Source organism: Kribbella soli, from assembly GCF_004331345.1.
GTDB lineage: Bacteria > Actinomycetota > Actinomycetes > Propionibacteriales > Kribbellaceae > Kribbella > Kribbella soli.
This window is the reverse complement of the sequence record NZ_SJJZ01000004.1, coordinates 684,672-697,101: the sequence shown is the minus strand read 5'-3', so window position 1 is coordinate 697,101 and position 12,430 is coordinate 684,672. Positions and strand designations below refer to the sequence as shown.

General features: G+C 67.2%; 14 protein-coding genes. 5 read left to right on the top strand and 9 right to left on the bottom strand.

From position 1 onward, the window contains the following. The first annotated feature begins 93 nt into the window (after window positions 1–93). Window positions 94–1,152, top strand: a complete 1,059-nt coding sequence (locus tag E0H45_RS34140) for an alpha/beta hydrolase (RefSeq protein WP_238155493.1) — start codon at window positions 94–96, stop codon at window positions 1,150–1,152. Window positions 1,153–1,303: 151 nt separating this feature from the next. On the opposite strand, the gene E0H45_RS43805 is transcribed toward E0H45_RS34140, so the two are convergent. The 5 genes from E0H45_RS43805 to mshD all read right to left on the bottom strand — a co-directional run bounded on the left by E0H45_RS43805 (window position 1,304) and on the right by mshD (window position 5,717). Then, window positions 1,304–1,915 carry a DUF6318 family protein gene (locus E0H45_RS43805; RefSeq protein ID WP_337590429.1) on the bottom strand — a complete coding sequence of 204 codons (612 nt, stop codon included), beginning with the start codon at window positions 1,913–1,915 and terminating at the stop codon, window positions 1,304–1,306. 153 nt (window positions 1,916–2,068) lie between these two features. Then, the gene (locus E0H45_RS43480) at window positions 2,069–2,692 is read right to left on the bottom strand and encodes a DUF6318 family protein (RefSeq protein WP_238155492.1); all 624 of its coding nucleotides are present in this window, start codon (window positions 2,690–2,692) and stop codon (window positions 2,069–2,071) included. A gap of 132 nt (window positions 2,693–2,824) precedes the next feature. Further along, window positions 2,825–3,292 (bottom strand): PKD domain-containing protein, encoded by a 468-nt coding sequence (locus E0H45_RS34125; protein ID WP_131345119.1) that lies wholly within the window; start codon window positions 3,290–3,292, stop codon window positions 2,825–2,827. A gap of 450 nt (window positions 3,293–3,742) precedes the next feature. Beyond that, window positions 3,743–4,372 (bottom strand): DUF6318 family protein, encoded by a 630-nt coding sequence (locus tag E0H45_RS43935; protein WP_420323355.1) that lies wholly within the window; start codon window positions 4,370–4,372, stop codon window positions 3,743–3,745. Between the two features lie 436 nt (window positions 4,373–4,808). Next, window positions 4,809–5,717 carry a mycothiol synthase gene (mshD, locus tag E0H45_RS34120; RefSeq protein WP_202872647.1) on the bottom strand — a complete coding sequence of 303 codons (909 nt, stop codon included), beginning with the start codon at window positions 5,715–5,717 and terminating at the stop codon, window positions 4,809–4,811. A 133-nt stretch (window positions 5,718–5,850) separates the two neighbouring features. Between mshD and E0H45_RS34115 the strand changes: the two genes are divergently transcribed. Further along, window positions 5,851–7,683, top strand: coding sequence for a bifunctional metallophosphatase/5'-nucleotidase (locus E0H45_RS34115; protein WP_131345115.1), 1,833 nt, complete (start codon window positions 5,851–5,853; stop codon window positions 7,681–7,683). A gap of 117 nt (window positions 7,684–7,800) precedes the next feature. Next, a complete protein-coding gene (locus E0H45_RS34110) occupies window positions 7,801–8,109 on the top strand; it encodes a hypothetical protein (protein WP_131345113.1) in 309 nt (102 codons plus the stop codon). A 4-nt stretch (window positions 8,110–8,113) separates the two neighbouring features. Here the strand turns inward: E0H45_RS34110 and E0H45_RS34105 are convergent, their stop codons facing one another. Continuing rightward, window positions 8,114–8,827: a response regulator transcription factor gene (locus E0H45_RS34105; RefSeq protein WP_131345111.1), complete on the bottom strand. Its 714-nt coding sequence runs from the start codon at window positions 8,825–8,827 to the stop codon at window positions 8,114–8,116. Window positions 8,828–8,987: 160 nt separating this feature from the next. Here E0H45_RS34105 and E0H45_RS34100 point away from each other — a divergent pair, with 160 nt between their 5' ends. Continuing rightward, window positions 8,988–9,227 carry a MoaD/ThiS family protein gene (locus E0H45_RS34100; protein WP_131345109.1) on the top strand — a complete coding sequence of 80 codons (240 nt, stop codon included), beginning with the start codon at window positions 8,988–8,990 and terminating at the stop codon, window positions 9,225–9,227. A 50-nt stretch (window positions 9,228–9,277) separates the two neighbouring features. Continuing rightward, on the top strand, window positions 9,278–10,651 hold the full coding sequence (locus tag E0H45_RS34095) for a hypothetical protein (protein WP_238155551.1): 1,374 nt from the start codon (window positions 9,278–9,280) through the stop codon (window positions 10,649–10,651). Here the strand turns inward: E0H45_RS34095 and E0H45_RS34090 are convergent. From E0H45_RS34090 to E0H45_RS34080, 3 genes are read right to left on the bottom strand one after another with little or no spacing between them, the layout of a single operon-like run. Further along, a complete protein-coding gene (locus E0H45_RS34090) occupies window positions 10,605–11,213 on the bottom strand; it encodes a hypothetical protein (protein ID WP_131345107.1) in 609 nt (202 codons plus the stop codon). The two genes, E0H45_RS34095 and E0H45_RS34090, sit on opposite strands and share 47 nt — an antisense overlap. After that, a complete protein-coding gene (locus tag E0H45_RS34085) occupies window positions 11,210–11,773 on the bottom strand; it encodes a DUF4352 domain-containing protein (protein ID WP_131345105.1) in 564 nt (187 codons plus the stop codon). Before E0H45_RS34085 ends, E0H45_RS34090 begins: the two co-directional genes overlap by 4 nt. After that, window positions 11,770–12,396, bottom strand: a complete 627-nt coding sequence (locus E0H45_RS34080) for a hypothetical protein (protein ID WP_131345103.1) — start codon at window positions 12,394–12,396, stop codon at window positions 11,770–11,772. The genes E0H45_RS34085 and E0H45_RS34080 overlap by 4 nt, the downstream gene beginning before the upstream one ends. Window positions 12,397–12,430: the final 34 nt, after the last annotated feature.

The window sequence follows — 12,430 nt, the reverse complement described above, 5'->3', positions numbered from 1 at the left end:
CGTTGCCTGATGTGACGTTTTCGTTGCCCGGCGACCGCTTCCCGGAGCCGTTCTCACTCGCTGCTTGCTAGCCGGTTGCTAGCGTCACCTCTTGTGAACCTACGACTGGACTCGGTACTGCGTGACGCGGTGACCGCCGTACAAGCGAACGCCCTCAACCCGCTGTACGCGCTGCCCGCCGCCGTCCGCCGACGGCTGGCCGGCGCCCCGATCCAGATCGACGGCAACACCCTCGACCCCGACATCCAACTGCTCCTGCGGGTCGACAACCTGTTGCCGCATACAACCAAAACCGACGCCGCGACCGCCCGGACGCACTTCCGCAACCTCTGCAAACTGATCACAGGCACCCCCGCCGAGTTACTCCGAGTAACCGACTTGACCGTCCGCGGTGCCGTGGGGCAACTGGGCGCCCGCCTCTACATCCCGCGTGGGGACGCAGGCCGTGGGCTGCTGGTGTACTTCCACGGAGGCGGCTGGGTGGTCGGCGACCTCGGCACCCACGACGCACTCTGCCGCGCGATCGCCGCCGACTCCGGCGTACGGGTCCTGTCCGTCGACTACCGCCTCGCCCCCGAAGCCCCCGCCCCGACCGCAGCCGAGGACGCCATCGCCGCGTTCACCTGGGCCGTCGACCACGCCGAGGACCTAGGCGCGGATCCCGCCCTGGTCGCCGTCGGCGGCGACAGCGCAGGCGGCAACCTGGCCGCCGTCGTCGCCCAGCAGACCGTCCGCCGCGGCCTCCCACAGCCGGCCCTCCAGGTCCTGCTCTACCCAGCCGTCGACCTGGTCGCCCGCCGCCCCAGCCGAGACCTGTTCTCCGAGGGCTTCATCCTCACCGAGGCCGACATCATCTGGTACCGCGACCTCTACACCCCCGACCCGACACTCCGCCCCGACCCGATCGTCTCCCCCCTCCGCGCCGAAGACCTCACCGGCCTCCCACCCACCTACCTCACCACCGCCGGCTTCGACCCCCTCCGAGACGAAGGCGTCGAATACGCCGAGGCCCTAACCACCGCCGGCAACCCCCTGACCCACATCCGCCACAACTCCCTCCCCCACGGCCACGCCAACCTCCTAACCGTCCCCGGCGCCACCCGAGAGGCCCACACCCACCTAACCAACCACCTAAGAGCAACGCTGCATTAGCAACCTGTGGACAACCGGCCCGCTGCCGAGCAGTCGCGCCCCCTGAGCCGGGTTGGGGAGGATTTCCTACCCAAATCAGGCAGAAATCCTCCCCAACCCGCCATGGGGTGGTCTAATCCGAGACCGGCGCCACGTAGTCCTCACCCGAATCTCATTGTGCGACCAGACTCATCGCGGCCATGGTCCATGACCCCTGTTGATCGATGAGCGTGAATTCGCGCTTGTACTTCTGTGCTGTGCTCGTCACGGGTTTTGCCGACGGGGTGTCCTTCGAGGTGTACGCGCCGATCGTCACGAGTGCGTATCCGCCTACACGTCCGCCTTCTCCACGGAAAAGGTCCGGTACGTCGTTGACGCGTTCGAAGTACTCCCCGGTCAGGCCTCCGTTTGCGGCGTTGACCTTCGCCACGTAGTTCGCATAGGCCTTGCATTGTTTACAGATTGTCGCGGTGACGGACATCATCGGCGCGACGTCACCCGTTTTCGAGGCGTAGTTCATGAGGCTGACGTAGTACCGCACGAAGGCCCCGCCCGCGGACAAACTCAGGCCTACGGCCGCGCTCGGTCGCTGGAGTACGTCGGCCGTAGTTGTTGAGGGTGTCGGCAGTGAAGTTGTTTGAGGTGCGTTCCTGGATGTCGATACCGACGGTGGGGCCGCGTTGGGGCTGCCCGCCTCGGGGCCCTCCTGACCGCAGGAAGTCAGCAGTGTGATGGTGACCAGGCAGGCCAGGAGGGCACCGGGTCGCCCGTTGCGGTGTGCCACGAGTGTCAGCCCTCCGTAGTTGACGCGATCGTAACGACCGGGACGACTTCGCGGATTGGTGTGGAGTGGCGGTGTCGGCGATGGGTCCGGTGCCGTTCATCGATACCGCTGTCGCCCTTCTTCGTCTCACCTACGACGACGGCAGGGCCGACGTCATTGCTTCTTGAGCTCCATTTCGTACATAACCCAATTTCCGCCCTGCGGGGACAATGCGAACTCTCGGGTGTACTTCGCGGCTTTTAGGCTGATCGGGGTGGCACTCTTCGAGTGCCGGCTGACATAGGCGCCGACGACCACGGCGGCTGAACCGCCCAAGCGTCCGCTCTCGCCACGGTACAGTTCTGGGACGTCGGTGACCTTCTCGAGGTAGTCGCCTTTGAGTAGACCGTTAGCGGCGTTTGCCTTAGTTACGAACTTCGCATATGACTTGCAATTCTCGCAGCCTGCCTCGCTCTCAGCGAGCATCGGCGAGGTATCGCCTGTCGCAGCAGTGTAATTCAGCAAGTCGCTGTAATAGCGAACGAACTGGTCGGCCGCCGCGAGCGTGAGTCCCTTGGCGCCCGTGGGGCGCTCGGGTGGCTCGCTCGCGGCCGTCGATGGAGTCGGCTTGGAGGGTGGCTGACTCGCTATGCCCGTCGATGTGTCTGCGGCCGTGGCCGTCGGCGGGACTGTGTTGGGGCGGCCTGCTTCGGAGCTGCCTTGGCCGCAGGAGGCTAGTAGTGCGACGGTGCTTAGGCAGGCCAGGAATGGGCCAGTCGGCCGGTTGCGGCGTGTCACGTGTTCAGCTCTCCGGGTTGACGATCTAACAGGCCGGTCGGGCAGGGTTCGGTGTCAAGAGCTGCAGATCGGCGTCCGAGGTCATGGGGCGATTCGCCCCTGCTGCTGGTGGCTTCCCTCGGGGGACCGAGATCAGCGGTCTGGGTCTACGAGGACGGGGACGGCTTCGCGGACTTGGAGAGGGGTGGCAGGGCCGGTGATGGGGACGGTGCCGTCGATGTACTGCCAGCCGGTGTCGGCGACGTTGAAGCGGGCGGCGTAGTTGGTTGTCAACGTGAGGCTGACGGCGCCGCGCTTCATGTACTTGTGGGTGATGTCCTTCGACGGGTACGGCTTGCCGGGCGTGCTCGTGGTGAGCGCCGGGCTACCGTCCCCGAAGCGCCAGGTGTAGCTGATCGGCGTCGCCTCGACGACCACCGGGAATCCGAGCAACGTGACGGTGGTAGTCGACACCTTGCTGTCATCTGTGTAGACGATGGTGTCCAGATTCACCAGCGTCCGCCCGTTCGGCTGCACCTTGACCGAGAGCCCTGGGAACATGACGTTCTTGGTTTCCGAACGCACCTGCCCCCAGGTGATGTCCTCAGGCCGCGGACGCACCACCTCAGGCGGCGTCGTGGTTTCCGTGATCTTTCGGCCAACGCCACCAGGGTGGCACCGATTCGGACCAGGCACAGTCCCGTCCGTCTGCACGCGACCACAGATACCGAGGTTCATTCGGATCTCTCGCCGAGAGTCGACGCTCTGCGGCTTGCGGAACCGCGTTGGCTTCGCGGATTTGGTGGCCGCCTTAGGGGTCCGTGTGTTCGCTGAGCCCTTCCGCTCCTGGCGACCGCGCTGCGTGGTCGACGCCTTCACCGTGCCGCCCCAGCGTCGGGGTTTTCCGGTTACCTTCGGGACGGGCTTCGACGATGCTTCGGCCACAGGTGCGGCTGGAGTCGCGTTTGCCGCGTTCACGTCAACGGCGAGCATCAGCGTCGCGGAAACGCCGGCGGTCAGGGCCAGCGTCGCGAGAGACGCGCACGCACAGCGGACAAGATCCGGATTCATCTATTTGATTTCCATCTCGTACATCACCCAGTTCCCGCCGCTTGGCGACAGGGTGAACTCCATCGTCCCCGTGTCGCCTCCCTGGGGAACGGGGGACGCGCTAGGTGAATCCCTCTCGGTGAATGTCCCCGACTTGAGGATCGCCGAGCCGCCGAGTCGTCCGGAACTGCCTCGAAAGATCTCTTTGACGTCTATGAGGCGATCTCTGTAGTCGCCTTCAAGGGTGCCGTTCTTGACGTTGATCTTCTGGACGTAATCTGCGACGGCTTTGCAACCGATACAACCCTTGTCGCTCGCCGTGAGGAGTGGGCCGGAGTCGCCTGTTCCGTAAGAATAGTTGAGCAGATCTACGTAATATCCGATGAAGGCTTCGCCAGCAGCGAGGCTTGCCCCGGCCGCGGCCTGCGGACGCCCGGGCGGGGCCGTAGGCAGATTTGCTGCAGGTGTGCCGACAGTGTTGCTTGGGCCGGAGGTCGCCGACGTCTCGTTCGTGGGGACCGTTGACGTGGCCGTTGGTGGGGCCGTGTTGGGGTGGCCTGCTTCGGGGCTGCCTTGGCCGCAGGAAGCGAGTAGCGCGGTGGCGCTTAGGCAGGCCAGGAGTGTGATGGTTGGCCTGTTGCGGTGTGTCACGTGTGTCAGCCCTCCGTAGTTGACACGATCGTAACGGCGGGGTGGGGCTGGGTTCGATGTCAAAAGATGCAGTTGTGGATAACGGGGTTGAGGGCCAGGAGCCGCCCGGCTGGGGGGTTAGAGGCTCGGACGGCTCCTGGTTGATGGTGTGACGGGGCTGGGTGGGGTTTATGACGTGGAGTGAGCGGGTGGCTTCGTTGTGATGTCGTTCACAGGGAGTGCCGAGGCTGGCTGACGTGTGAGGGGTGTCAACTGGAGGGCGACGGGTTGCGTGCTCCGGTTGGTGCGGTTCTGGGGGCTTGGGCGGCGGTGTGGTGGCTGGAGACCTGGTATTTCAGGTCTCGCGGCACCAGTTCCTGTCTCAGGCCCCCGCAACACTGCCTGTCTCAGGCCCGCAACACTGCCTGTCTCAGGCCCTGCAGCCTCGTGGCTCGGGTTAGGCGGGGGCGTATTGGACGTCCAGGGCTGCGGTGGTGAAGGCGAGGGATTTGTAGAGGGCTCGGGCTGGGGTGTTGGTGCCGTCTACGTAGAGGACGATCTCGTCGAGGTTGCGGGTGGTTTGTAGGTGGTGGAGGCCTTGGAGGGTTAGGGCCTTGCCTAGGCCTAGGCCCTGGTGGGTGGGGGCGACACCTACTACATAGACCTCGCCTACGCCGTCCTCGACCTTGGTCCAGTGGAAGCCGGCGACCGCTCCGGTGGTGGAGTCGACGGCCAGGAAGAAGCCGTTGGGGTCGAACCACGGTTGCTGGAGGCGTTCGGCCAGGTCGGCGGTGGTCCAGCTGCCCTGCTCGGGGTGGTCGGCGAAGGCGGCCGCGTTGACCTTCAGCCAGGCGGCGTCGTCCTGTCCGGGGACGAACGTGCGTACGGCGATGCCGTCGGGCCACACCGGATCAGGCAACGAGGCCCTGGTACGGCGGAGGAAGTAGAGCTCCCGGGTGACCTCGAGGTTGAGGCGGTGGGCCAGATCGTCGGAGCCGGGCAGGCGGCCGTGGGCCCAGACGCGGGTACGGGCGCCGCCGTGGTCGAGGAGGATGCGGAGGAGCGCCGTACCGAAGCCTTGGCGGCGGGCGGACGGGGCGACGAAGAGTTCGGCGGAACCGTCGGGGGACAGGGCGCCGTACCCGACCAGATTGCGGGCGCTCTGCAGGCCGCTGACCTCGATGGTGCCCGGATCGCCTTCGTAGGCGAGGACGTGGACGTCGCCGGGGTGTTCGCCGTCGAGGTGCAGGAGGGTGCGTTCGGAGAGCGGGTTGACGCCGTCGCTGTGTGCTGCGGCGCGGGCGAGTTCCGTGACGGCGGCGGCAGTGGCCGAGGGCAACGGTGAGGGAACGGCTTCGAGGGTCACCTGAATACCGTAAAAGGTCCGGTTGAGTTCACGCTCAGGTCCTGGCGAGGGCGCGTCGTCACGGGTAACTTTCGCGGAACCGCGGAGGATTTCGCGGCACCGCAACAGCGGTGACCGAGATGACGGAGAAGAGATGGCCATCACAGGACGAGGCAGGGCACGGTTGGGGGGACGGCGGGCGGTCGGACTGCTCGTCACCGGGACGGCCGTGGCGCTCGCGTTGGCCGCGGGGGGATCCGTGAGCCAGGCCGGAGCCGCGACACAGGACGCGACTCAGGGCACGGCGACTCAGGACACAGCGACGCAGGCGAAGAAGCCGAAGCCGACGCACACACAGATCCAGCTGCTCGCGATCAACGACTTCCACGGCAACCTGGAGCCCGCGACGGGGTCCAGCGGCAACATCAACGGCATCCCGGCGGGCGGCGCGGCGTACCTCGCCACTCATCTGAAGGACCTCCGGGCCGCCGCGAAGGCGAAGGGCCAGGACACGGTCACGGTCGCCGCCGGTGACCTGATCGGCGCCTCGCCGCTGCTGTCGGCCGCGTTCCACGACGAGCCGACGATCGAAGCGCTGAACGGGATGGGACTCGAGGCTGCGTCGGTGGGCAACCACGAGTTCGACGAGGGCTGGCACGAGCTGCTCCGGATGCAGACCGGCGGCTGCCTGCCGGACGGCGACGGGGCGAACAACCAGAACTCCTGCCCGGACGCGGCGCACCCGTTCGAGGGCGCGAAGTTCAAGTACCTCTCCGCGAACGTGTTCTTCGAGAACACCCGCAAGACCCTGTTCGCGCCGTACACGATCAAGACCTTCAAGGACGGCAAGAAGGTCGGCTTCATCGGTATGACGCTGGAGAACACGCCGAACATCGTCACCAAGTCCGGCGTCGAGGGGCTGACCTTCAAGGACGAGGTCGACACCGCGAACGCGCTGGTCCCGGTGCTGCAGAAGAAGGGTGTGGAGTCGATCGTCGTGCTGCTGCACGAGGGCGGTTTCCCGGCCGACCCGAAGGCGTACAACAGCTGCCCGGGCATCTCCGGCCCGATCATGGACATCAACGCCAACCTGAACCCGGCGATCGACGCGATCATCTCCGGCCACACCCACCAGGGGTACAACTGCTCGCTGCCGGACAAGGCCGGTAAGCCGCGGCTCGTCACCAGCGCCTCGTCGTTCGGCCGGCTCGTGACCGACGTCCGGTTGAGCATCGACAACGCGACCGGCGACGTCGACCGGGTGAACACGCTGGCGAACAACCAGATCATCACCCAGGACGTCGTGCAGGACCCGAAGACCGCGGCCCTGATCGCGAAGTACAAGGCCCTGGTCGCCCCGATCGAGAACAAGGTGATCGGGCACATCACCACCCCGTCGGTGGTGCGGACACCTGACGATTCGCTCGAGTCGCCACTGGGCAACCTGATCGCCGACGCGCAGCTGGCCGATCCGAGCGTCGTGACCGGTGGGAAGACACCGGTCGTGGCCTTCATGAACCCGGGCGGCATCCGCGCCGACCTGGCGTCCAACGCCGGTGAGGTCACCTTCGGGAAGGCCTTCACCGTGCAGCCGTTCAACAACTTCCTGGTCTCGATGGACATGACCGGGACGCAGATCAAGGCCCTGCTGGAGCAGCAGTTCTCCGGGGTGAACGGCCCGGACGCACCGAAGTTCAAGGTGCTCCAGGTCGCGGGCATCACCTACACCTGGAACCCGGCCGCCGCGGCGGGCTCGAAGGTGGTGGCCGGCTCGATCAAGATCGGCGGGCAGCCGCTGGTCGACGGTACGACGTACCGCATCGTCACGAACAACTTCCTGTCGGACGGCGGCGACGGCTTCCCGGCCTTCACCACCGCGACGAACAAGTTCTTCGGTGGCCTGGACATCGATGCGTTCGCCAACTACCTGACCGCGCACGACCCGTACACGCCGGTCGCGACCGACCGCATCTCCGTCGGTTCCTGACCGCAACGGCCGACTGAACGAGAGCCGGTACGTCGCCTCACAGGCGGCGTACCGGCTTTTTCTTCTGGTCAGTGATCCTGGTACCTTGCGTACTCAGGCACTTACGGAAGGTGAGCGATGTCGCACGTTGCTCCGACCTCGCACCGGCGGGCTCCCAGGGCTTCGCATCGCGGGCATCGCAGCGCGGACGGGCCGGTGCAGATCACCAGCTGGCTCGGGTTGACGGTGGCGTTCGTCGTGGGGCTGCTTCTCACGGCGCAGTCGCACATCGGCGTTCACGCAGCCGGGGTCACCCTGCTGGTGATGCTGGTGCCGGTCACCGTCGGGGTGTTCGTGGCGGCGTTCCGGCAGGGCGTCGGGTCCTGGAAGGCGGCCGTGGTCACGGCGGCCGCGCTGGCCTTCACCCTGCTGAAGTTCTTCTTCTGAGAACTCAGGAGTTCACGTCGGCGGTTTCGCGCGCGGCGGGCGCCGGCGGGACCACGAAGCGGTAGCCGACGTTCCGGACGGTGCCGATCAGGGCCTCGTGCTCGGGGCCGAGCTTGGCGCGCAGGCGCCGTACGTGCACGTCGACCGTCCGCGTACCGCCGAAGTAGTCGTAGCCCCAGACCTCCTGGAGCAGCTGCTCCCGCGTGAACACCCGGCCCGGGTGCTGCGCGAGGAACTTGAAGAGCTCGAACTCCTTGTACGTCAGGTCGAGCGCGCGGCCGTTGAGCTTCGCGGTGTACGACGCCTCGTCGATCACGACGTCGCCGCTGCGGATCAGCGTGGACTCGGGCTCGTCGTTGCGGGTCGCGGCGAGGCGGCCGATGACGAGCCGCAGCCGGGCCTCGATCTCGGCCGGGCCGGCGGTGTCGAGCAGCACGTCGTCCGCGCCCCAGTCGGCGTTGACCGCGGTCAGGCCGCCCTCGGTGACGACCAGGATCAGCGGTACGTCGATACCGGTCGTGCGGATCAGCCGGGAGGCGCTCCGGACCGCGACCAGGTCGCGGCGGGCGTCGAGCAGCACGGCGTCGGCGTCCGGGGCATCGACCAGCGCGGAGACCTCCGCGGGGAGGATGCGGATCTGGTGGGGGAGCAGGGCGAGCGACGGCAGGACCTCGGTGGAGGCCTGCAGGGCGTTCGTCAGCAGAAGCAACGTGCTCACGCCGTCTCCTTGTGCTGATCATCGGATCCAGTGGTCGCGATCCGGGCCTCGTGCACGGCAGGCCCCGGCGGCGTCGTTGCCGGGGGCCTGGGACACACTGGGTCTAACAGCAAGCTGACATAATAGCCGAGACTTAACCGATTAGTGAGGCGCGGACCAGATGCCGGAAGTGACCATCAGGTACTTCGCTGCCGCACGCTCGGCCGCCGGGGAGTCGTCGGCGACCGCCGAGGCGGGCTCGATCCGCGACCTGGTCACGACCGTTTCGACCGATCGGCCGGAGTTGGCGCGGGTGCTGTCGATCTGCACGTTCCTCCTGGACGGCGAGCGCGCCGAACCGGGCACACCGCTCACCCAGGGCGCGCTCGTCGACGCCCTCCCACCCTTCGCAGGCGGCTGACCAGCACCAGGCTCGAGGACTCCTCGCCGGGTACATTCGTCGCCGTGGCGATGGAGTCGGGGACGCTGCTCACTACGGTGGGTCGCGCGGGGGTCCTGTTCGGGAAGGCGTGGCCGCGCCTTCTGGCGGTGTTTCTGGTCGCACAGCTGGCGCACCGAGGCCTGCAATGGGTAGCGGTCCAGGCAGGCGCCAGAGCTGAGGCGGCCGGCATCGCCGTACTGGCGCTGCTCGTGGTCGTCTCGCTGGCGATGTACGTGACCATGTTCCTGGTCCTCCGCGGCGAGCTGCCGTTCCACCGCAGGGCAGTTGCCGAGGGCATGCTTGCCCCGGACGGTGTGGAACCCGGCCGTGAACACCGGGCGCTCGACGCGCTCGCTGCGGCGCTCCTCCCGTTCCTGGCCTTCTACGCCGCGTACAAGTTCCTGCAGAACGAGGCGCTCGACTACGAGTACCAACTGGCCGTCCACAAGGTCAACGAGACAGTGGCCACCGTCCTGGGCGGCGGTACGGTTCCGCAGCCGTCGGAGGGTTTGCAGTCGCTGTCCACCTGGTTGTTCCTCGGCCTGGGCGTCACGGCGTACCTGCTCCGCTTCGCGTTCAAGAAGTGGCGGAAGGACAAGGAAGGCCCGGTCCGCAAGCTGTTCGTCACGTACCTCGAGGCGCTGTGGATCTTCGTCGTCGCGTACCAGGCCACGTCGGTGATCCCGCCGCCGATGACCTGGCTGAAGGAGCGCCAGGTCTGGCAGTGGCTGCACGACGGGTACACGTGGGTGCTCGACCACGTGCTGGGCGTCAACCAGGTCCGTGAGGTGTGGGACGCGGTCACCGGGTTCCTCACCGCCGGTATCGCGGACCTCTGGGACGCCGCGGTGCTCCCGCTGATGTGGATCACCATGACCGCGATCATCTACGGCCGCGTCGTGCAGAAGCTCGACAAACCGCGCTGGCGGTTCGACCGCATCACGCACCGCTGGCAGCAGACGCCGCGGATCGTCCGGGTCGCCGGGAACTCGGTCATGGCCGACTGGAAGGACCGCTGGACCCCTGTCCTGGAGGCGTTCCGGCTGGTGATCCGCTCCGGCCTGCGGCCGATGCTCGGGTACTTCCTGGCGTGGGCGGTCGTCACGTTCGCCGCGAGCGCCGTCTGGATCGCCCTGAAGGTGTGGGTCCTCGGACCGCACACGCTGCAGTTCTGGATGGTCATCGACGAGCCGCTGAACCTGATCACCGACGGCCTGAAGATCATGCTGCAGGTCAGTCTGCTCGCCGCCGCCTACGACCGGATGATCGGCGGCCTGGCCGGCTACCTGACCCCGCGGACCCGTGCGGTGCACGAGCAGTCGGCCGGCGACCACGGTGTCACCGATCTCAGCGCCGCTACCTCGGGAATGCCAGGTACTGAGGCAGCCTCGTCGCCCAGGTGATCGTCGGCTGCACGCTGCCGGCGACGGACGACGGTACGACGAACACCGCGACCGTCTCGAACGGCTTCCCGGCCACCGGCTTCAGGTAGTACGGCGCTGCTGTGCCACGCCAGCTCGACGGCTTGTCGTCGGAGCCGCCGCTGCACCCGGTCGGACGGTCCTGGTAGTCGTCCGCGATCGCGTCCTCGTCCCAGATCCGGCCGTCCGGCGCCCGCAGATGGACACGGCAGCCGCCGAGCCCTTCGAGCGCGGACAGGTTGTCCACCTGCAGCCGGAAGTACACCCGGACCCGCGTGGTCCCTTCGGGCAGCGCGTCCTGTTCAAGGCCCTTCTCGGACGGCTGCGGGCTCTCCTCGACGTTGGCGGCGTACCAAGTGGCCCCGTTGTACGACGTACCGCCCGCCGACACCGTGACGGGATCGCGGGGCTCGTCGTTGTACCAGGACTTGTGGTCGCTGCGCGTGGTCCACCACCCGGCGAGCGGGATCGCCACCACCAGCGTCGCGAGCGCGGCCGTGTTCTTCCGGAACCAGCCGCGGCGGGCCCGGCGCGCGCCTCTCACGTTTCGCTCGCAGCCGTCAGGGTCACGACGTCTTCGAGCGTTGGCTCGTCCCCGAGTGGCACGGTGACCTGGGGCTCGAGGTCGTTCAGGATCGACTTCTCCATCACCAGAAAAGTTGCCCCGGGCACCTTGTCGGCCGGCATCTCGACCACGAACGAGCCGCGGACCGGAATGTCCGGCGCGAACTCGGTCCCGGTCAGGTCAACCCGGTCGAGACCGCTGCGGTTGGAGCCGAGGTACGTGATGCCGTCGGCGGACCGGATCCGGACGTCGAAGATGTGCATCGGCTCCCGTTTGGCGGTGACGCTGGCGTCGACGACCACGAAGGCGGTCAACGAGTCGCGGTCCGGCGTGGACCGCGGGATCCGGAGCTTCTTCCCGACCCGTACGTCGTCGACGGTCAGGTCGAAGCGCGGCGTCTGCACCGCGCGCCCGACGATGCCCTTCACCGAGGTCGGCTGCTGGATGTCCTTCTGCGTCGGCGTGAACCGGTAGAGACCGACGATCGCAACCAGTACGGCGAGGGTGAGACCAACGTTGAGCAGCTTCCGCCCGCTCATTTGGTGTTGTCCTTCACCTTGACCGTGCTGTCCGCGGCGATCTTGTCCGGGAGCCACTTCTCGTGGTGGTCGAGGATCGACTCGTCCTCGTGCTCGTAGCCCTGCACGGTCAGCTTGACCTCGGTCGGGAACTGGCTCGCCTTCGGCAGCTTCCACACGTACGCGATGTCCTCGGCGGCGTCCGGGGTGAGCACCGGGTTCATCGTCGCGTCGCGGAGGTTCGTGGTGCCGAGCGGCGGGTCGGTGTCTTTCACGCCGGGCACGCCGATCAGCCGGATCAGGTCCGACGGCGGTGTCGTGCCGGTGTCGTCGGTGACCTTGAGCTTGGTCACGACCCCGATCAGCACTCCGCCGTCGTCCGGGGTGAACAGTGGCTTCAGGTCCTTCACGGTGACGACCCGCTGGACGGTCACCTCGAACTGGCCGGCGTCGATCGCCGTACCGGCCTCCACCTGCGGAGTCTCGTCGCCGGCCTTCTTCAGCCCGCCGAAGGCCGCCGAGACCACCAGCAGTACGGCGCCGGCGCTGATCGCCCACGTCCGGACCGAGCGGCCCCGCACCTTGAGATCCTGGAACTCCGGGAGCTCCTCCGGCTCCGTCCCCCCGCTCCCCGTTTCCTGCACGCGGGCAAGCGTATCCAGCCAGAGGGCCGTGTGT